22 protein-coding genes, 2 pseudogenes and 1 other annotated feature are annotated in these 19,074 nt (G+C 61.6%); of the genes and pseudogenes, 9 read left to right on the forward strand and 15 right to left on the reverse strand.

Features of this window, described 5'->3' with window-relative positions; all coding sequences use genetic code 11:
- Positions 1–15: 15 nt before the first annotated feature.
- A pseudogene (locus tag BSP239C_RS15155) lies at positions 16–288 on the reverse strand (transposase); the annotation flags it as partial.
- A gap of 297 nt (positions 289–585) precedes the next feature.
- Here BSP239C_RS15155 and BSP239C_RS15160 point away from each other — a divergent pair.
- Positions 586–813, forward strand: a complete 228-nt coding sequence (locus tag BSP239C_RS15160; RefSeq protein ID WP_180959057.1) for a hypothetical protein — start codon at positions 586–588, stop codon at positions 811–813.
- A gap of 40 nt (positions 814–853) precedes the next feature.
- Here the strand turns inward: BSP239C_RS15160 and BSP239C_RS15165 are convergent, their stop codons facing one another.
- Positions 854–1,123, reverse strand: coding sequence for a DUF3263 domain-containing protein (locus BSP239C_RS15165; RefSeq protein WP_101574202.1), 270 nt, complete (start codon positions 1,121–1,123; stop codon positions 854–856).
- Between the two features lie 133 nt (positions 1,124–1,256).
- On the opposite strand from BSP239C_RS15165, the gene BSP239C_RS15170 reads away from it, so the two are divergent.
- From BSP239C_RS15170 to BSP239C_RS20780, 5 genes are all read left to right on the forward strand, one after another.
- The gene (locus tag BSP239C_RS15170; protein WP_101574203.1) at positions 1,257–1,892 is read left to right on the forward strand and encodes a hypothetical protein; all 636 of its coding nucleotides are present in this window, start codon (positions 1,257–1,259) and stop codon (positions 1,890–1,892) included.
- Between the two features lie 24 nt (positions 1,893–1,916).
- Positions 1,917–2,321: a hypothetical protein gene (locus tag BSP239C_RS15175; RefSeq protein WP_101574204.1), complete on the forward strand. Its 405-nt coding sequence runs from the start codon at positions 1,917–1,919 to the stop codon at positions 2,319–2,321.
- A gap of 120 nt (positions 2,322–2,441) precedes the next feature.
- Positions 2,442–2,651 (forward strand): hypothetical protein, encoded by a 210-nt coding sequence (locus tag BSP239C_RS15180; RefSeq protein WP_101574205.1) that lies wholly within the window; start codon positions 2,442–2,444, stop codon positions 2,649–2,651.
- Complete coding sequence (locus tag BSP239C_RS15185; protein ID WP_101574206.1) at positions 2,651–3,292, forward strand: hypothetical protein; 642 nt, start codon at positions 2,651–2,653, stop codon at positions 3,290–3,292. Before BSP239C_RS15180 ends, BSP239C_RS15185 begins: the two co-directional genes overlap by 1 nt.
- Positions 3,289–3,435 (forward strand): hypothetical protein, encoded by a 147-nt coding sequence (locus BSP239C_RS20780; RefSeq protein WP_180959058.1) that lies wholly within the window; start codon positions 3,289–3,291, stop codon positions 3,433–3,435. The genes BSP239C_RS15185 and BSP239C_RS20780 overlap by 4 nt, the downstream gene beginning before the upstream one ends.
- Positions 3,436–3,439: 4 nt before the next feature.
- On the opposite strand, the gene BSP239C_RS21185 is transcribed toward BSP239C_RS20780, so the two are convergent.
- The 4 genes from BSP239C_RS21185 to BSP239C_RS15200 all read right to left on the reverse strand — a co-directional run bounded on the left by BSP239C_RS21185 (position 3,440) and on the right by BSP239C_RS15200 (position 5,930).
- Positions 3,440–3,697, reverse strand: a complete 258-nt coding sequence (locus BSP239C_RS21185) for an IS110 family transposase (protein ID WP_257930243.1) — start codon at positions 3,695–3,697, stop codon at positions 3,440–3,442.
- The gene (locus BSP239C_RS15190) at positions 3,595–4,425 is read right to left on the reverse strand and encodes a transposase (RefSeq protein ID WP_257930239.1); all 831 of its coding nucleotides are present in this window, start codon (positions 4,423–4,425) and stop codon (positions 3,595–3,597) included. Before BSP239C_RS15190 ends, BSP239C_RS21185 begins: the two co-directional genes overlap by 103 nt.
- Positions 4,426–4,698: 273 nt before the next feature.
- Positions 4,699–5,688: an IS3 family transposase gene (locus tag BSP239C_RS15195; protein WP_101574207.1), complete on the reverse strand. Its 990-nt coding sequence runs from the start codon at positions 5,686–5,688 to the stop codon at positions 4,699–4,701.
- Positions 5,542–5,658, reverse strand: a sequence feature (AL1L pseudoknot). (Overlaps the previous gene by 117 nt.)
- Positions 5,619–5,930: a transposase gene (locus tag BSP239C_RS15200; RefSeq protein ID WP_101574208.1), complete on the reverse strand. Its 312-nt coding sequence runs from the start codon at positions 5,928–5,930 to the stop codon at positions 5,619–5,621. Before BSP239C_RS15200 ends, BSP239C_RS15195 begins: the two co-directional genes overlap by 70 nt.
- A 214-nt stretch (positions 5,931–6,144) precedes the next feature.
- On the opposite strand from BSP239C_RS15200, the gene BSP239C_RS15205 reads away from it, so the two are divergent.
- The 3 genes from BSP239C_RS15205 (at position 6,145) to BSP239C_RS15215 (ending at position 8,126) form a co-directional block, all read left to right on the forward strand.
- Positions 6,145–6,573 carry an organic hydroperoxide resistance protein gene (locus tag BSP239C_RS15205; RefSeq protein ID WP_101574209.1) on the forward strand — a complete coding sequence of 143 codons (429 nt, stop codon included), beginning with the start codon at positions 6,145–6,147 and terminating at the stop codon, positions 6,571–6,573.
- A 69-nt stretch (positions 6,574–6,642) separates the two neighbouring features.
- Positions 6,643–7,206: a hypothetical protein gene (locus BSP239C_RS15210; RefSeq protein WP_101574210.1), complete on the forward strand. Its 564-nt coding sequence runs from the start codon at positions 6,643–6,645 to the stop codon at positions 7,204–7,206.
- Positions 7,203–8,126 carry a dihydrodipicolinate synthase family protein gene (locus BSP239C_RS15215; RefSeq protein WP_101574211.1) on the forward strand — a complete coding sequence of 308 codons (924 nt, stop codon included), beginning with the start codon at positions 7,203–7,205 and terminating at the stop codon, positions 8,124–8,126. The genes BSP239C_RS15210 and BSP239C_RS15215 overlap by 4 nt, the downstream gene beginning before the upstream one ends.
- 29 nt (positions 8,127–8,155) lie before the next feature.
- On the opposite strand, the gene BSP239C_RS15220 is transcribed toward BSP239C_RS15215, so the two are convergent.
- From BSP239C_RS15220 to BSP239C_RS15260, 9 genes and pseudogenes are all read right to left on the reverse strand, one after another.
- A complete protein-coding gene (locus BSP239C_RS15220; RefSeq protein WP_101574212.1) occupies positions 8,156–8,974 on the reverse strand; it encodes a siderophore-interacting protein in 819 nt (272 codons plus the stop codon).
- A gap of 50 nt (positions 8,975–9,024) precedes the next feature.
- Positions 9,025–10,344, reverse strand: a complete 1,320-nt coding sequence (locus BSP239C_RS15225; RefSeq protein WP_101574213.1) for a glutaminase — start codon at positions 10,342–10,344, stop codon at positions 9,025–9,027.
- Between the two features lie 95 nt (positions 10,345–10,439).
- Positions 10,440–11,690 carry a Zn-dependent hydrolase gene (locus BSP239C_RS15230; protein ID WP_101574214.1) on the reverse strand — a complete coding sequence of 417 codons (1,251 nt, stop codon included), beginning with the start codon at positions 11,688–11,690 and terminating at the stop codon, positions 10,440–10,442.
- Between the two features lie 21 nt (positions 11,691–11,711).
- Positions 11,712–13,019: a Na+/H+ antiporter NhaA gene (gene nhaA, locus BSP239C_RS15235; protein WP_101574215.1), complete on the reverse strand. Its 1,308-nt coding sequence runs from the start codon at positions 13,017–13,019 to the stop codon at positions 11,712–11,714.
- Between the two features lie 370 nt (positions 13,020–13,389).
- On the reverse strand, positions 13,390–14,919 hold the full coding sequence (locus tag BSP239C_RS15240; RefSeq protein WP_257930240.1) for a SulP family inorganic anion transporter: 1,530 nt from the start codon (positions 14,917–14,919) through the stop codon (positions 13,390–13,392).
- A 39-nt stretch (positions 14,920–14,958) separates the two neighbouring features.
- Positions 14,959–15,687, reverse strand: a complete 729-nt coding sequence (locus tag BSP239C_RS15245; RefSeq protein ID WP_101574216.1) for a DUF2993 domain-containing protein — start codon at positions 15,685–15,687, stop codon at positions 14,959–14,961.
- 49 nt (positions 15,688–15,736) lie between these two features.
- Positions 15,737–16,504, reverse strand: coding sequence for an LUD domain-containing protein (locus BSP239C_RS15250; protein WP_257930241.1), 768 nt, complete (start codon positions 16,502–16,504; stop codon positions 15,737–15,739).
- Positions 16,501–18,048, reverse strand: coding sequence for a lactate utilization protein B (locus BSP239C_RS15255; RefSeq protein ID WP_374701038.1), 1,548 nt, complete (start codon positions 18,046–18,048; stop codon positions 16,501–16,503). The genes BSP239C_RS15250 and BSP239C_RS15255 overlap by 4 nt, the downstream gene beginning before the upstream one ends.
- A gap of 302 nt (positions 18,049–18,350) precedes the next feature.
- Positions 18,351–19,040 (reverse strand): annotated as a pseudogene (locus BSP239C_RS15260) ((Fe-S)-binding protein); the annotation flags it as partial.
- Positions 19,041–19,074 lie beyond the last annotated feature (34 nt).

The following is a 19,074-nucleotide window of genomic DNA, read 5'->3' on the forward strand; positions in this document are numbered from 1 at the left end:
GTTCGGGGCTCAGAATTTTCCCCGCGCCACCTCGTTCAAAATGTCGATGGCCAGTTCCTTTTCCGCCACCAGCTTCTTCAATCGGGCGTTTTCTTTCTCGAGGTCCTTGACCGCTTTGGTCTGCGTGGCGTTCTTCTCGGACCCGTACTGCTGAAGCCACCGATACCAGGTCGCCTCGGTGATCTGCAGCTCCTTGATGACCTCGATCATCGGGCGACCTTCATTGAGCATCTTCTGGCCCTGACGCACTTTCGCGATGACCTGATCCGGGGTATGTCTACGTGCCATGATCTGTGAATTTCCTCCTTGCATCCATTATCGGATGCGAAACTCACATAGTCACCGGACTCCTACTCGGGGACCCAACCAGGCTCTTCTTCGGGAAGCTGAGAAACCATCTACTGCATTCTCTTTCAGCCCCCCTGGACCTTCGTCGCCTTCCTGGACTCGGGCACTGGATCTGTGGGCTTGGCAACGGAGCCACTTCTAAACAATGCCCGACTAGATAGTTCAGCCAAGAAACTATTGCGCGAGGCTGGCGATAAGGTCGTCATTAGTGGCCACATTCGACCTCACCTTGAGGCGATGGTTGACCACTACAAGTGGCTAGTAAACACTGCCGTTGCTGAGCAGGTCGACATTATCCAAGAACACGACCAGCTAGTTGAAAGACGCAACCTCATTTTGGCTGGTGGTAGAGATGATGGGCGTGACATGGACGTGAAAATCGCTGACCTTGAACGCCAGCTCGCGGAACACCGGGCCCAGGAAGACAATGGCGAAGCAGGGCAGCAGGCACAGCACGAACCGTAACCGGGCACTGGTCGAGGTTGGGATGACATGCGGTGTCGCGCTAACGCACGAACGTCTTCCACCGTCCTTGTCGTCGTTCGAACGCGAACCGCTCCGCCCGCAACAGCCTGACCCGCTCCACAACGTCTGGCGCGTAACTGTAAGCCGCGTCCGTATCCACCAGCCCCTCGAGCACAACAGCGTACTTCTCGGGCGGCAGATCAATGCGCCGGCACAACGCTTCACGGGCTTCGGCAGATGACGCTGTCTTCTCGAGGTCAAGGATCATCCGATCATGCGCGGACAGCTCGTTCACAGTGCCAGGAACCATAGAGGCCAGCGTGGCAGAAGAGGCTGAACTTCATATTTTCATGGGATGTGCGGCAAGGGCGAAGTCGGGTAGCTTCTCAGGTGCCGCTGAATGGCGGTAAGTTAACTTGGGCAAAGAACGGAAGGTTAGTCTCATGAAACTGATGAAGACACTGGTCGCTAGCGCCGCAGCGGCCACAATGCTCGTCAGCCTCGCTGTGACTCCAGCTGCAGCGACAACCCCCAACCAAATCTCCGATGAAGATCTGAATACCGTACAAGGCTCCTCACCTTACGTCGAAGCAGAGACTGAAGAGGAGGCGATGAAGAAGCTCGACAAGATTGAGCAGGAGAACCCTGGGGGCGTGTCAGCACAGGCTGGGAGTGCCAGATTCGGTCCGTGCAAGCTCTATCCTGAGAGTTTCCACACGCGAGATTCGGGCAACCACGATTACGGAGGAGTCAAACCAGTCACTGTGTGCACGAAGAAGGTGACTGGGATCAAGATGGCCTCCCAACTGCGCTACAAAAACGCTTTGATGTGGGTGAAAACCGGTATTCAGGTACCGCAAACCGCGCAGGCCAAAGATCTCAAAGTTGGTAAGTATAAATACAAGGACAAGAAAGACTGGGCGGTCAAGTTCCAGCAGAAGAACATGAACTACCTATGCAAAGGTAAGAAGAAGCACAATTGGTCAGCCAGTACGATTGGCCGGCTCCGCTATCACGGACACACATACTGGGCTCGCGTATACGCAAGCCCACGCAGCGCAAACTGCGGACCGCACTGATTCTCCTAGAGAAAGACTAGAGACATGAGCAACCAAACTGTGTATCTGTTATTCGCTGAACAGACCTCCCCCTTCGACGATGAAGAATTGATCGACCCGTTGGTTGGTATTTTTGCTAGCAGAGCCGAGTGTCTTCGCGTCCAGAAGGAGCAGCCAGAATACAAAATCAGCTGGGAGGAACGTGAGGTCGAGGATGCGGACGACCACACGATCGAATCCGGTGACACCGTTTACGCATACCACTACATGGCGACGTACAGACCGACTCCCGATGGTGGAGAAGCGATCGAGCTCTTGAGCGATGCCGCAGTTGAGGACATCTTCTTCCAAGAAGAGAACGCCCGGAAGAAGCTTGAGGTCGGTGACCTCCAGGTGATCAAGGTCGGTGAACTTCGGCTGAAAGGTGATTTTCAGATTATCGAAGGCTAACGCGCCAGAGTAGTTTCAACCTTGAAGAGTGGCCCACGCAAACGCGCTAGGGCCACTCTCTTTTTGTCTCCCGCGTGTCGTCTCTGGCATCTTTCCCGTGTCCGGTCGCATGCTCCGTGCATGATAGTTCGCAACCTCACCGCCGACGCCCTCGGGAAGACAGTCACCCTCCCGACGTTGGCACACCTCGGTCGCTGCGCACGCGGCACACTCCACAACATCACCCTCGAAGCCGCCACCGACACCTCCACCCTCACCATCGGAGACCACCGGCACTCGGCCCCCAATGACGCGACCATCCACGTCACCACCGAAGTCAGTGGGCTCTGATGGTCAAGCGCAAAGACATCGATCGCAGCGGGTGGGACCCGGCCAAGTGCCAAGGATTCAGCAAGTCCACCCAACGGCAGTGCAACTCCTACCCCGTGCACGGACTCACCGTCTGCCGGGTGCATGGGGGATCCAGCAAGCGCGCCAAGACCGCCGCCACCCGCAACCTCGAGCAAGAGAAGCTCACCCGTGTTGCCCGACGCCTCGGCACACCCCACACCGACCTAGACCCCGCACAGGCACTCCTGGACCTCGTCGCGTCCAAAGCCGGCGAGGTCGAATGGCTCAGGCATCAGGTGGAGCTCCTCGAAACGGACGGTGAACTCTGGTGGGGGAAGACGAAGGAGTCCGAGGAAGACAACCCTATGGGCGGAAAGTCTGAGACCGTCCAGGAAGCCCGTCAGCACGTTGTCTACACGCTGTTGCACAAAGCTCAGGACCAGCTCGCCCGGTACGCCAGCGAAACGTTGAAGGCGGGTGTGGATGAGCGACAAGTCCGCATCGCTGAGCGCACTGGTGAACAGTTCGAAGCAGTCATCACCGCCCTGTTGCCCGCGATCGGTGCCACCCCGGAGCAGATGAAACTCGCGGCAGCCGAGAGCCCGAAGATCCTCCGCAACGTCGGGGGAGGCGCCAAGTGACGATCCAGCAGGTGCAAGCCCAACGTGAACGCATCCGCCGTGCTGCCGGTCTCCTCGCGGTCGAACACCATGCGGCAGGCTCCACGCCCGCAGGCATGACGATCAAAGCCCACGCCCTGTCAAGCTCCGGGACGGTTCTATAGATTGTCAAGCGATTCCGAGGTCCACTTTGAGATCATTAAATACCTCTCTAGCAATGAATCGCTTCAAGCACCGCATGACGTCCTTCTTCGACAGTCCCACGCTCTGCCGACGCTCCATGTACGCGATCATCCTCTCGTCGTATCGCAACCGGCAGACTGTCACCATGTGCAGTGCTCGATTCGCTTGCCGATCACCACCACGATGAAGCCGCATTCGATGCGACTTTCCTGACGAAACTGGTATCGGAGCTGTGCCACACAGTCGGGCGAACGCTGCCTCCGACACGCCAACCGGTCGATATTCTCTCCGGCAGTGATCACGAACTGAGCAGCGTGCCTGGTGCTGATTCCGACTCGTGACAGCAGAGTCGGTGCCACAATCGTGACCAGCTTGTCCAGATGACCATCGAGCGTGGCGATCTCTGTGTCGAGGTCGCGTACTCGGTTGGCCAGTCCATGCAGACACAGTTTGGCGGCCTGTGCGGGGTCGTCAAGACGATCGCCATCTGCTCGAAGCTTGGCGCACTGTCTGGCCAGCCCTTGGCCCGATCGCGCATCCAAGTGCTCACGAAGAGAAGCGGGAGCAGTGATGGCAACGTCTTGGAGCTGAACAAGAGCCACAGTACGCGCTTTAACCGCCGATGCCCGGACCACGGTTAGCTCTCTGATGGACTCGATGATCTCGGTCGACACCTTTGGCACCGCGGTTGCTTCACCGGCCAGTGTCTTGCGCACATCGACCTCATGATCGACCAGGAATCTTGACAGGCCTGCAGCGTACGAGCCCGTTGATTCCAGTCCGATCTTGTCGACGGCCCCGAACCCAACTACCCAGTCCAGCAGTTTGTTGTATCCGCTGGTGGTGGCGTTGAACTGCCGATCAGCGATCTTTTCGCCTGTCCGGGTCAGTATCGTCACATGGTGAGTGTCCTTGTGCGCATCGACTCCCGCGATGATGGTTTCGTGAGTCGAAACAGGTAAGGCCTTCATGATGTGGTCCTCTCCTTCACGAGTAACGTGTTGGATGACTCGAGCCGGGCCGGGAGGACACAACAGTGATGAGACATGTTGAACAGGGTCCTATGAAGTCACATCCCCGCTCAGCCTGGTCTTCCAGACTTTGCTCGAGGCTCCTGGCGGTATCGACGAGTCCTGGGCAGGACAACTCCGAAAGCCGAAGCGTCAGTTTCATAGGAAGTCAGATCCCGCCAGAAGCCTCACTACCATTCTCGCTGTTTCGTAGAGGCTGTTTTCCTTGGTTTCCTAAGCGGCTACCGACTCGATGTCATCCTGGTTGATCCACGCAGCATGCACCTCGAACGGCGGCCGGTACCCGATCGCCGAATGCAAGCGTTCCTGGTTGTACCAAAAAACCCATTTCGACGTCTCTGCCATCACCTCAATCAACCCCGACCACTCTTTCCGATCAATTAACTCAGCCTTATAAACCGAGTTCAGCGCCTCAGCCATGGCATTGTCGTAGGAATCCCCACGGGACCCCACAGACGCCACGACCTCTGACTCCGCCAGGGTCTCGCCATAGCGAATCGACCGGAATTGCACGCCGCGATCCGAGTGGTGGACAAGCCCGGATACGTCCTCGCCGGCACGGAATTTCGCAGCCAGAGCCATCGTCAACGCATCCCTGGCTAGAAACTCGCGCATATGGTTCGTCACCTGCCAGCCCACGATCTCACGATGGAAGACATCGAGGATGAACGTCGTGTACACCCACCCAGCAGTCGTCGGCACGTACGTGATGTCAGCGACCCAAAGACAGTTCGGTCCCGCTGCTGAGAACTCGCGTTCGACGAGGTCGTTCGGGCACTCCTCGGCCCTGGCCGAGGCCGTCTTCGGACGCTTCCGCTTCCGACGGATCCCGTCGATGCCCAGCCACCTCATCAACCGCTCGACCGTGCACCGGGCGATGTTGCCGAACCGATCTGCGTAGTCACGGTTGATCGCCTTCCACATCTTGCGTACCCCGTAGCACGAATAGTTCGCCTCATAGACGTCCTTGATGACGACTATGAGTTCCCGGTCCCGAAGAGTCCGGGCAGAGGGCTGCCGCTTTCTGAAGGCGTAATACGAGCTCACAGCAATCCGCGCAGCAGTCCCTGACAGGGCGCGCACGATTGGCTCGACTCCAAACTCGTGTTTGTTCTCGTCGATGAAGTCAACGATCACTTTGATGGGCGGTCGAGCTCCGCCGCGAAGAAAGCCGAGGCCTTCTTCAGGATCTCGTTGGCCCATCTTGACTCGGCTAACTCGGCTCGCAGACGGCGGTTCTCAGCTTCAAGGTCGACTGACTCCGTCGGCGTAGCTTTACCGGAGTCCTTGTGTTTGCGCACCCAGACTCGCAGGGTTTCTTTGCTCAGCCCGAGTTCGTTCGCGACGCGGGTGATGGCCCCGTTCGCAGTATCGGGGTCAGCTTGGGCATGCATGACGAGCTCGACGGCACGAGCCTTGAGTTCGTCGGTGTATTTCACTGGCACGAGAGAATCTCCTTCTTCCAATCTCCCTGCCTCTATTATCCCCGGAGCGATTCACTTTTCGCATACCCGGGACTCGTAAATTTCCTCTTTCAGCTGATCAGGGGTCCGCAGGTATGGACTTCCGTCGGCGAAGTGACAATACTCGGTGCCAGGTGCCTTCTGCGTGAAGGACCACGAACTGTGACATCACGATTCGACGAACAGGAGACGTGTTATGAATACCCCAGAGAGCATTGCCTACACCGCAAGGGCCGAGGTCACCGGAGGCCGCGACGGTCATGGAACCACGGATGACAAGGTCCTCGACGTCGACCTGCGCAGCCCCAAGGAAATGGGCGGACCCGGTGGCGGAACCAACCCGGAGCAGCTCTTCGCCGTCGGCTATGGAGCCTGCTTCCAGGGCGCAATGGGCTTGGCCGGCAAGGAACTCGGTGTCGACACCTCGAAGTCCGTCGTCAACTCCGAGGTCGGAATCGGCAAGGAGGGCGAGAGCTTTGGAATCAGCGTCAAGCTCACCGTGACCATCCCCGGCGCCGATCAGGACACCGCACAGAAGGTCGTCGATCGCACCCACGAGCTGTGCCCCTACTCGAAGGCCACTCGCGGAAACATCCCGGTCGAGCTCGTCGTCCACGGCTCCTGACCAACAGCCACCGACCATGCCGGCACCCGAGAAGCTACTCGGGTGCCGGCATGAGTTGTGGGAGTACACATGAGCATTGACCTCGCTCTCACCGTCGTCGGCAGCATCAACGCTGATATCATGGCCACCACCCAGCGCCTGCCCGCAGCCGGTGAGAATCAGATCGCGGTCTGTGAAGGGGCGAATGCGCATGTGAGCCTCGCCGGGCGAGAATTCCACGCCCATGAGTCCGTGCTCACGCAGCTCGAAATCTCCCTTGACCTCATCAAAGAACTGTCACATTCCGTGCGCGGGCGATTCGTCATCAACGCCGCACCGGCATTGCCCTTACCCGCCGAGGTGGTCGAACGCGCCGATCTCATCATCGTCAACGAAACCGAATACGACCTGCTCCCGCAGCTGCCTGAGGCGAAGCTGGTTGCAGTCACGTACGGCTCGCAGGGCTCGGCCCTGTACGAACACGGTCGGCAGGTGGCCTTCGCGAAGGCACTGCCCCGCAGCCCGGTCAACACCGTCGGCGCCGAAGCAGTGATGGACCCGTCTTCCCAGCCCGACTTCCACCAGCTTGAGGACTACCTGCGATCGGTGGCTTCCACTGACACCGAGGCCACTTCCACGGAGACAATGACATGACAGATCCAGCCGACCATTCCCACTCCCTGTTCACCGGTCTGAGCGCCTTCCCGCTGACCCCGATCCGGGACGAGGAGATCGACGAGGCTGCATATGAAGGACTGATCGGTCGCCTCGTCGCAGCCGAAGTAGATTCGATCACCGCACTGGGCTCGACCGGATCATACGTCTACCTCACCCCGGACGAACGTGCCCGGGTCGCCCGACTGACCGTTGACCATGCCGCCGGGATTCCCGTGTTCGTCGGGGTCGGTGCACTGCGCACACGGGAAGTGCTGGCCAACGTGCGTGCCGCTGAGGCCGCCGGCGCCCAGGGTCTCCTGCTCGCTCCCGTCAGCTATCAGCCGTTGACCGAGGACGACGTATTCGAACTCTTCCGGACGGTCACCTCGGCGAGCGATCTGCCTGTTGTCGTCTACGACAATCCCGGCACCACGCACTTCACCTTCACCACCGACCTCTACGCGCGCCTGGCCGCGCTTGAGGGCGTGGCCTCGATCAAGATCCCCGGACTGGCGATGTCGCCCCCGGATTTCACCGCTCATGTCGAGGCGATCCGTGCCGCCACCGACGATCAGGTGAGCATCGGGATCTCCGGCGATGCCTTCGGGGCGGCCGGGCTCAATGCCGGCTGCGATGCCTGGTACACGGCAGTCGGCGGAACCCTGCCGAGCCCAATGCTCTCAATCACCCGGGCCGCTCTCAACGGTGAGGCCGAGAGAGCATCGGAACTCTCCGCACAGCTCCAGCCGTTGTGGGACCTCTTCGCCGAATTCGGCGGCAGCCTGCGGGTCACCGCCGCCATCGCAGAACATCTCGGACTCGTCGGCCCCTCGTCCCTGCCTCTGCCGATCCTCGGCCTGACAGATACTCAGAAACAAAGGATCGCCGAGGTGGTCGAGACCCTCAATCTCAGCTGATCGACCGAAGGTGCTGTTGGGCCACAGGTTCAGTCGATCTTGCCGATGGGTTCGCGTTTCTCGGCCTGGAACTGGTCCTCGGCCCGACCGCGGGCCCAATAGGCGGAGATCGACAGCGATTCGCGTGGCACCTCGTGTTCCTTGAGGACCTTCCGGATCGTTTTGATCGTCTCCCGCTCGCCATGGGCGAAGACCTGCGGTGTTCCCTCGGGCCAGTCGAGACCGCGAACAGCGGCAATGAGCTCATCGTCATTGTCGACCCAGACCACGGTGATGCCGGCCGGTGTCACCGGAAGCACTCGGTCTGCTTCCTCGGCCACGGCGGCGATGACGGTTCCCTTCGCCTCGGCGTCCATGGCTTCGAGGGCCGTGCTGACGGCCGGGATCGCGGTGTGGTCGGCGATGAGCAGATGCCATGGGGCATCCGGATTCGGCTGGTATTTGCCTCCGGCTCCGACCATGACCAGTGTGTCGCCGGGCTGAACCTGTTTGGCCCAGGGTCCCGCGACGCCCTCATCGCCGTGGATGACGAAGTCCAGGGACAGCCACTTCTCGTCCTCATTGAATTCCCGCACGGTATACGTACGGTTACGGGGAAGCATCTCCGGAGAGTTCTCACGCAGATCCGTCAGGTCGTAGGGCGGGGTCAATCCGTGCGCGGGATCTGCGAACATGAGTTTGACGTATTTGTCCGTCGCCTCGTTGGGCGAGATCGCGTCGAAGCCGTCGCCACCGACCTTGATCCTGATGAGATTCGGGGTGATGTCCTTGATTTCTTGCACGGTCAGGACAGCCTGTGGGCGAGGCGGGCGCGGGGCACGAGTCTCTGAGACCGGTGGGTTCGTCATGAAGCTCCTTCTCATTGGATAAGTTAGCCTCACCTTAGCAAAGGGGTTTGTCAGACGGCTCTCTGGGACCAATCCTCACGCAGCCGACGCAGACCCTTGAGCGCCTTGGGGGAGTCGACGTATTCGACGTCGGGCAGGGACGAGCTCGGGCTCTTGCACAGTAGCATGTCTTCGGGGTCCATGAGCGCGATGCGTTTTCCGTCCTCCTCGAGCCGACTCATCGCCTCGGTGAGCATGCGCCTGGCCACCCCATTGATCTCGTTGACCCTGCGCAGGTCGAGGACGAAGGCCTCAATATTGGATTCGGGCGCATCCATGGTTCGGATGACGTTTTCGGCACCGCTCCACTGGATGAGGCCCTGCAGACTGCAGATGCGAACCATGACGCCCTGAGAATCAACGAAGCGCCGGTCACGACGAATGATCGAACGAGCCGGTTCAGGAGCGTCCATGATGTGCAGACTCAGCTCGCGTGAGAGAGTCCGGAATATATTGGCCCCACGAACACTCGTCCCGTGCTTGTCTAAGCGCGGAGAGAAGGTGGCGATGCCGACCTGCCCGGGCAGGACCCCGAAGACTCCGCCGGAGACGCCGGACTTGGCGGGTATGCCGACCTCCGTCATCCAGTCACCGGCAGCGTCGTACATGCCACACGTCATCATGACGCCGAGGACATGTCGGTTCACACGGGGTGAGAGCACCTGCTTGCCGGTGATGGGGTTGACCCCGCCAGCGGCCAGAGTGGCGGCCATGATTCCCAGATCTTTGGTGGTGACGACGACCGAGCACTGGGCGATATAGCCCTGGACCACCTCGTCGGGCTGGTCGGTATAGACACCATAGGACCGGAGCATATTGGCGATCGCGACATTGCGGTAGGCCTCACCCCATTCGCCTTCGGCCACTGAATCATCGATGTGCAGCTCGCGACCGGCGAACTCGGACAGGCCGGCTCGAACGATCTCGATCCGTTCGGCCAGTGAGGTGCCCGGCTCACCCAGGAGCGAATGGATGACCATGGCTCCGGCATTGATCATCGGGTTCAGCGGCTTACCGGACATCTTGTCCAAAGAGATCTCGTTGAAGGCTTCGCCGCTGGGCTCGACACCGACCATCTCGAGGACCGCTGCCAGCCCTTCCTGCTCGATGGCCATGCCGTAGATGAACGGCTTCGACATCGACTGGATGGAGAACTCGTATTCCGAATCACCCGAGGCATATTCGACCCCGTCGAGGGTGGAGATGCAGATGCCCAGTTTCTCCGGATCGGCCGAGGCCAGATCGGGTATGTAGTCCGCGTTCTCACCGGACCGGTCTGATCTGTGACGATCGAGAGTCTCGTCCAAGAAATCAGGGATAGGGGATCGCATTGCACCTCCTGCAGTGTGATGAAATTCGGCTGAGTGTGTTGGGGCCCGCTGCTGCCCGCCTGCTATTCTCACATACCCCTGTGCAGGTGGGGAGACTATCCTGAGAGTGCGGTCCCGTCGAGGCGCAGCACGGTCTCGAGCAGAACCTCGATTCCCGGGAGAATGTCATCGAGTTCGGTGAATTCTTCGGGACAGTGGCTGCGGCCATCGCGCGAGGGCACGAAGATCATGCCCACCTGTGTCTTGGCGGCGATGATCCCCGCATCGTGACCGGCACCGGAGAACATTGTGGCGCGTGTGTGACCAAGCTCATCGGCCACCTCGGCGATGGTGGAGGTGATCGGTTCATGCAGCGGCACGGGCGCATCGTCCGTGGTCCACTCCATCTCCACGTGCACACCGCGTGCATCAGCATTCTGACTGGCGGCATCGGTGAGCCTGCGCTGCACCTCCTGCAGCCATGAACCGTCGGGGCCGCGGAATTCGCCTTCGACGCTGGCATTGGCCGAGACGACATTCACGGCCTCGGGAGTGAACTGGATCTGACCACTGGTGCCGCGGGTGTTCGTCCCGGACTCGGCGATCGATTCGACGGCGAGCACGGTGCCCGCGGCCGCACACCCTGCGTCGGCGCGGACATCCATCGGGGTCGTACCGGCATGATCCTGACGGCCGGTGAAGAGTGCCTTGAAGTGGTTGATCCCGGTGATCGTCTCAACCACGCCGATCTGTTTGCCCATCCGCTCCAGCTCCGGCCCCTGCTCGATGTGAAGTTCGAGGAACGCGATGACCTTCGAGAAGTCGTAGCGTGCATCGAGGAAGGCTTCGGGATCGATGCCGGAATCGGGCAGTGCTTCGGCGAGGCTGCGTCCACCGGTGTCCGTGGCTGCCAGAGTGGTGCGGTCGACGAGTCCGGTCATCGCCCGGGAGCCGACGCAGAAGAAGCCGAAATCATTGGGCTCCTCGTTGAAGAAGACCACGACCACAAGATCATGGTCGAGTCGAACGTTGTTCTCCCGCAGCAGCCGCACGACCTCGATGGCGCCGAGGACGCCGGTGATCCCATCGAAGCGGCCACCGCCGTCAACGGTGTCGGTATGGGACCCGAGCATGATCTCTCGCCCGCCGAGGCGACCGGGCAGCACCCCGATGACATTGCCGGCCCCGTCGATCCGTGTCGTTAGGCCCGCCTGCTTCATCAGTGTCCGAGCGTAGTCGCGACCGGCGACGTCGAACTCGCTCAGCGCTCGCCTCGTCCAGCCCGGACGGTCCGAGTCGACGAGAGTGGCAAGCTGGGTGAGTTCGGACTCGAAGCGTTGTCCTACCGGGGTGATGGTGCTCATCATTGAGCCTTTCTGGTGGTGCCGTCAGAGGTGGTCCACATCCAGAGTAGCGTTCTCTGTCTTGCGGTACCGGCGGTTCCTGCCGCCCAAGACCACCGATGCCAGAAGCGCCGCGATGACCGAGGCGCTGAGAATCGCGACCTTCGCATAGTCGTGGTCCGGGGAGCCCGGGGTGAAGCTGAGTTCGGCGACGAGCAGGGACACAGTGAACCCGATTCCTGCGAGCAGACCGACCCCTGCCAGATCGGGCCATTTCAGGCTCTGGTCCAGTCCGGCCGAGGTGAATCGGGTGACCAGCCACGTCGAGGTCAGAATCCCCAACGGTTTGCCCACAATTAGGGCTGCCATGATCGCAAAGGTCAGCGGCTGTGTGAACGCCGTGGCCAGCCCCTCGAGGCCGCCCACGGCGACACCCGCGGCGAAGAAGGCGAACACGGGGACCGCGAACCCCGCGGACAGGGGGCGCAGGCGGTGTTCTATCATTTCGGCGAGGTTGGGCCGCTCTTCGTCGCTCTGAGCGTAGAGGCGGGAGCCCTTCGCCTCGCGAGCCTGACGTCCCTTTCGTCGGCTGGCCAGGGCGGGGATGGTGAACCCGAGCAGCACGCCTGCGATTGTGGAGTGGACACCGGAGGAATGCATGAGCGCCCAGGCGATGAGTCCCAACGGCAGCAGGATGACCCAGGCTGCCCAGGCGCGGTCGACGAAGAATGTTCTGAACCGGGAGGCGATGAGTCCGTAGGCGATGATGGCCGCAACGGCCGCCAGGAGGGGGACGAAGGTAATGGTCTCGGTGTAGAAGACGGCGATGATGCCGATCGCCAGCAGATCATCGACGGCGGCGAGGGTGAGGAGGAAGACGCGCAGCGACTTGGGCAGATGGGAGCCGATGATTGCGAGGATCGCGACGGCGAACGCGATGTCCGTCGCAGTGGGAATCGCCCACCCGCGCAACAGCTCCGGGTGGGAGACCATGAGCACCGTGTAGATGAGGGCAGGGACGATGACCCCGCCGGCAGCAGCAGTGATCGGGACGATGGCCGTGCGGAAGCTGCGCAGATCCCCGTGGGTGAACTCGGTCTTCAGCTCCACCCCGACCAGGAAGAAGAAGATCGCCAGCAGACCGTCGGCGGCCCACGTTCCCAGACTCAGCTGCAGGTGCCACGGGGCGAAGCCGACCTCGATGTCTCTGAGCGCGAAGTATGAGTCAGAGAGCGGAGAGTTCGCCCAGATGAGAGCCGTGAGAGCGGCGATGACGAGGAGTCCGCCGCCCACGGTGTCCTTGCGCAGGGACGTGAACAGGCGAAAACCGGTGGCGGGGGATGGTGAAGTCACGATGGGTCCATTTCATTGCCGGAAGGTGTGCTTCTCCGGCCCGACACTTGTGCGGGTGCTCTGATGAAACAGTCAGTGATCGAACGCCGAGGCGGTCGTGCTCATGACGGCGTGTTCAGAGGGCAGTCTGTTCAGTCAGCAGTCTGCGCAGATAGCGGGCCGGGGTTGGTCACCGGCCAGAAGTGGAGCTGTGCCCGACATCATCAGTCCCCACGAGGTGATGTAACCATTTGTGCCTGAGTGCCCAAGGACCCACACCTGCGGTGTGAATACGGAGTCGGGCTGTGTGGGAATCATCGGGGCCAGTTTACCGGACGCCCCTGCACGTTCACGAGCCCAGCCTGCACGTTCACGAGCCCAGCCTGCGGGCTCAGGACCCCAGACCGCCGGAGAGCCGGGCGTGGAGGCGCTCTGTGTACTCATTCATGCCGATGAGTTCTACGCTCTTGCCCAGCTGCTCGTATTTCGTCACGATCGCATCGAGGGCTGCCACGGTCGAGGCATCCCAGACATGGGAGCCGCTCATATCGATGACGATGCGATCGGGATCGTGCGAATAGTGAAACTGTGTTGTCAGATCATTCGACGAGGCGAAGAACAGCTCGCCGGTGACCCTGTAGTGGGCGCTCGCCCCAGCTGCGGCTCCAGCCTCGGTGACCTCTCGGTCGACGGTGACGAAGTGTGCGACGCGTCGGACGAAGAGAACACTGGCGATGAAGACTCCGATGACCACGCCGATCGCAAGGTTTCCGGTGAGAACCACGACGACCACTGTTGCGATCATGACGAAGGTTTCACTCTTGGGCAGCAGCTTCAGAGTCGAGGGGCGGATCGAATGCCACTCGAAGGTGTCGATGGACACGATCATCATGATCGCCACGAGTGCGGCCATGGGGATGATGCTGACGATATCGCCGAGTACGACGACGAGGATGAGAAGGAACGCTCCGGCCATGAACGTCGATATGCGAGTTCGCGCTCCGGAGGCCTTCACATTGATCATCGTCTGACCGATCATGGCGCATCCGCCCATGCCGCCGAAGAGGCCGGAGATCATGTTCGCCACCCCCTGCCCCCAGCTCTCACGGGTCTTGTTCGAATGGGTATCGGTGATCTCATCGACAAGTTTGGCCGTCATCAGCGACTCCATCAGACCGACGAGCGCCATCGCCAGCGCATACGGCGCGATCGTGGTGAAGGTGTCCCACGTAAGAGGAACATCTGGGATGAAGAGTTGGGGCAGGCTGCGGGGCAGTTCACCCTGATCACGCACCGTGGGCACATCGACGGCGAAGAGCACTGTGATGGCGGTGATGAGGACGATGGAGACTAGAGGCGCGGGGACGATCTTCGTGAGTTTCGGCATCAGCACCATGACGAGGATTCCGAGTCCCACCAGTGGGTAGACAAGCCACGGCACTCCGATGACATGGGGCAGCTGGGCGGAGAAGACAAGGATCGACAGTGCATTGACGAAGCCGACCATGACGCTGCGGGGAATGAAGCGCATGAGCTTGGCAACCCCTGAGCCCGCCAGCAAGATCTGGAAGACTCCGGCCAGCATGACGGTGGCGATGAAGAAGTCCATGCCGTAGGTGCGGGCGACGGGGGCGATGACCAGGGCGACGGCCCCCGTCGCGGCTGAGATCATCGCCGGCCGGCCGCCGAGGAAAGCGATCGATACAGCCATGATGAAGGCAGAGAACAGCCCGACCTTCGGATCGACCCCGGCGATGATGGAGAACGCAATCGCCTCCGGGATGAGCGCCAAGCCCACGACGAGTCCGGCGAGAACCTCACGAGTGAGCAGTCGCGGTGAACGCAGTGCAGCGAGCACGGAGGGTTCAGGGCGGTACCGAGCGGGATCGTCGCCTAAGTCAATGATGGGTGATGTCGTCACCAGACGAACATTACCGGCTCGTCTCCGGCTCCGTGTAAGTCAGTTCAGCGAGACGCCGGTGCCGTGGAGGCTGACGACCAGGCCGCTATCGGTGGCCTTGATATCGGTGAGTTCGAGGCCGGCAGGCAGGGAGTCGAGGTCGATGACGATGTCTGAGATCGACGAAGTCAGAAACGAGGGGATCGAATCGATGTCGACCTCAGCTGATCCGAGCCTGATCGTGGTGGCATCGACGACGACCTGTCGGGACTGTGCCTTGGGTTCGATGCCGACGAGCAGATCCTGACCGAGCAGTGAGCCCTTGAGGAAGAGCTTGTCGTCGATCGTGGTGAACTTCATGCCGCTGGGCAGCGTGGCGTGTTCGGCGGCCAGCGAGTCGATCGTCTCCAGCGGAATCACCCCGCTTGCCTCCACCGTGCCGATGGGTCGTGAGGTGTCGACGGGAACGTCGAAGAGTTTCGCATCGACGTCGGTGAAGTCGACGTTCTCATAGTGGGCCCGATCGGCAGTGACATGCACAGTATTGAGCTTTCCCCCGGCCATCTGCGTCAGCACCGGGAAGCCCTCGACGTTCACATCGGCATCGCCGTAGGGCTTAAGGCCCTCAGCGATCTTCGACTCGGTGGTGAAGTCGACCACCCGGTCGGCGGCGATGAAGCCGATGAGCAGCGTGGCCACGATGATGACAGCGGTGACGATGAGTTTCGTCCGCCGCTTTCGTCGCCGAGGTGGTTCGTGCGGGTACTCCAGAGTTCGAGCCGTCGTCATGGGCACCATTGTCGCGTACCGTGACTGTCCCTGTCGCAGTGGGACCGATTCACTCCTCGACGATGACCACGTCGAGGGTGCGCGGACCGTGGACGCCCTCGACGCGTTTGAGTTCGATGTCGCTCGTCGCCGAGGGCCCGGAGATGAACGTCAGTGCCGCCTCCGGAGTCAGACGTGCGATCCCCTCGGGCACGATATCGACGATGTCGGCGACGCGGACGACACACACGTGATGATCGGGTACGAGCGTGATCGCCCTTCTGCCGCACTCCGGTGATCCGTCGAGGACGATGGTTCCGGTCTGCGCGATCGCCACCGCCGAGGCGGTCACCACTGCCGCCTGCGTGTCGAGTTCGGGGACGCTGAGCTCCTGACCCGGAGTGTCGACCGAGATCTCACCGGAGAATTCCTGCAGCCAGGCCTCGTCGAGTCCGCGGGGCACGACGATGTTCGAACCCGTCTCAAGGAGTCCTGCGATGGTCGCAGCAGGGTCGCCGGTGACGCGGTGGACGTTGGCTTTGTAGTCCTCAAGTCGGTCGACGAGGAGTTCGATGAGGTCCTCGCCGGAATGTGTGCCGGTGCGCAGATAGTCCGCGCTCTGATTGACCATGCCCCCGCCGGCTGCGGGAGTCGTCGAACCGGCGTCATCGGAGGTGTCCTCGGCGCCGTGGCCCGCACCGGTCCTGGACCCCGCAGCTTCAGCGGGTGAACCGGTGGGGACGGTCCCGGAGGCGGAGGAGACGTACTCGCCCCCGCCTCGGCGACCGAGGGCCTGATTGATGCGGCCGAGGATTTCTTCTCGTGCGGTGTCCGTCATGTCTCGTCGTCCTCTTCCTCTGCACGGGCCTCGTCCTGGGTGCGGGCTTCGTCCTCGGACCACAACGCCCTGAAGCTCTTCTCCGGCAGCCCGGGGATGTCACGGCTCGAGGTCCATGCGCCGGCGATGCCCGGCAGCGAGTTGATCGGATTGCCTCCGGTGGCCTTGTGGGCGAGGGGCAGACCGGATTCGGCCGCGGCCATCCTCTTGCCCTCGCTCATCATCCACGACGCTCCGGTCAGCGCTGTGTCGAGCTGGGAGGAGACAGGGGAGTGGTTGGCTTCGACGTCCTCGTTGCGCAGGTGGACGAGGATCTCGGGAATGTTGATCTTGACCGGGCACACGTCGTAGCAGGCTCCGCACAGGCTCGAGGCATAAGGCAGCGACCCGTTCTCCTCGGTCTTCACGCCGGTCATCAGCGGTGAGAGGATAGCGCCGATCGGACCAGGGTAGGTCGATCCGTAGGCGTGGCCGCCGGTGCGTTCGTAGACGGGGCAGACGTTCATGCACGCCGAGCAGCGGATGCAGTTGAGCGCCGTGCGTCCGTGCTCATCGGCCAGGGCGCGGGTGCGTCCGTTGTCGAGGATGACGAGGTGCACGTTCTGCGGACCGTCACCGGGAGTCTTGCCCGTCCAGAAGGAGGTGTACGGGTTCATCCGCTCCCCGGTCGAGGACCGGGGCAGCAGCTGCAGGAAGACCTCGAGATCGTCGAAGCTGGGCAGCAGCTTCTCGATGCCCATCACCGTGATCAGGGTCTCCGGCAGGGTCAGGCACATGCGGCCATTGCCCTCTGATTCGACGACGCCGAGCGTCCCGGTGTCGGCGATGCCGAAGTTCGCTCCGGAGATCGCGACCTTCGTCGTCAGGAACTTGGAGCGCAGATATCGTCGGGCTGCCTCGGCGAGGACTGCCGGTTCGTTCGTCAGCTCATCGGCGTCGGGCATCTTGTCCATGAAGATGTCGCGGATCTCATCGCGGTTGCGGTGGATGGCGGGGACGAGGATGTGGCTGGGCTTGTCGTCGCCGAGTTGGACGATGAGTTCGGCGAGGTCGGTTTCGAACGCATCGATGTCCTGAGTCTCGAGGTGCTCGTTGAGCCCGATCTCCTCGGTCGCCATCGATTTGACCTTGATCACCTCACGACGCCCCGAGTCGAGGACAGGAGCGTTGGCCTCGACGAGTTCGGTGACGATGGCGTTGGCCTCATCGGCATCGCGTGCCCAGTGGATGATTCCGCCGGCAGCGGTGAACTTCTCTTCGAACTGCGCCAGATACTCGGGCAGGTTCTCCATCACATGATTCTTGGCTCGTGATCCCGCCTCGCGCAGGGCCTCCCAGTCATCAAGTTCGGCCACGACCTCGGCGCGTTTATCGCGGATCGAGGCGGTGGCATGTCCGATGTTGTCGCGCAGCTGTTGGTTCGACAGATGTCGGTGCGAGACCTTCGCGAAGGACTCGTCTTCGATGATGTTGCCCTGCCCACCGGGGATCTCATGGTCGTCGTGGTGTGTGGACCGCAGCAGCGGCATTCCCAGAAAGGTCATCGCAGGCTCCCTCCACTCACGGTTGCTCCTTCACTTTGGACACGCAATGGGTCCTCCTTGGTCGAAGCGAGGATCCGAGCCAGGTGGACCGTGGACTGCCCGACTCGCAGACCCGACTGGACTTTGCTCGGCTCCGTCGGGCGCGTGCTGTCTCCGCTCGAGCCCAGGTGGTCATCGCCACCGGCGCCGACGACAGCCGTGAGGTGGTCCGTATTGTCATCGCACGGATCGTTTGAGCTCGTGTGCTTCACATGCACGGCCGTGACGTCTGGGGTGCCCTCGAAATTCCCGGTGCGTTGGAAGCGGGACATTCCGCCGCCCATGTGCAGGAGACAGGACGCGTCTCCGCCGGTGCAGACCTCGGCGCCGGTCGACTGGACGGTGCGGATCTTATCGGCGAGCATCGCCGAGGAGACCTCCGGGTTCTTCACCGAGAACGTCCCTCCGAAGCCACAGCACGAGTCCGCGAGCGGAAGTTCGACGTAGTCGATGCCCTCGACGGAGCGCAGCAGATCGGACTGCCGATCACCGAGACGCAGCAGGCGCATCCCGTGGCATGAGGGGTGGTAGGTCACGCGGTGGGGGAAATACGATCCGAGGTCCGCTGCGGCATCCGTGACGCCTTGGACATCGGTGAGGAACTGGGAGAGTTCATAGGTGCGTCCGGCCACTTCGGCGGCTTCCGAGGCCAGGGCATCGTTGCCCATCCGGCTGGCGACCATGGGCTGTTGGTGTCCCAGCGAGGCCACACAGGAGGCGGAAGGGGCGACGGCGACGTCCCATTCGGTGTCGGTGAAAGCCCGAACGTGGTTGGCGATGACCGGTTCGGCCTGCGCGAACTTGCCGGAGTTGATGTGCATCTGACCGCAACAGGACTGGCCTTCGGGGAAGATCACCTGATGTCCGAGTCTGCGCAGAATCGTCACGGTCGCCTGAGCGACCTCCGGGTACATGGCATCGACGATGCACGTGGCGAACAGTGCAATCTTCATCTGACCTCCAAGCCGAGTTGCCTGCAGCGCCAAG

The organism is Brevibacterium sp. 239c (genome assembly GCF_900169365.1).
GTDB lineage: Bacteria > Actinomycetota > Actinomycetes > Actinomycetales > Brevibacteriaceae > Brevibacterium.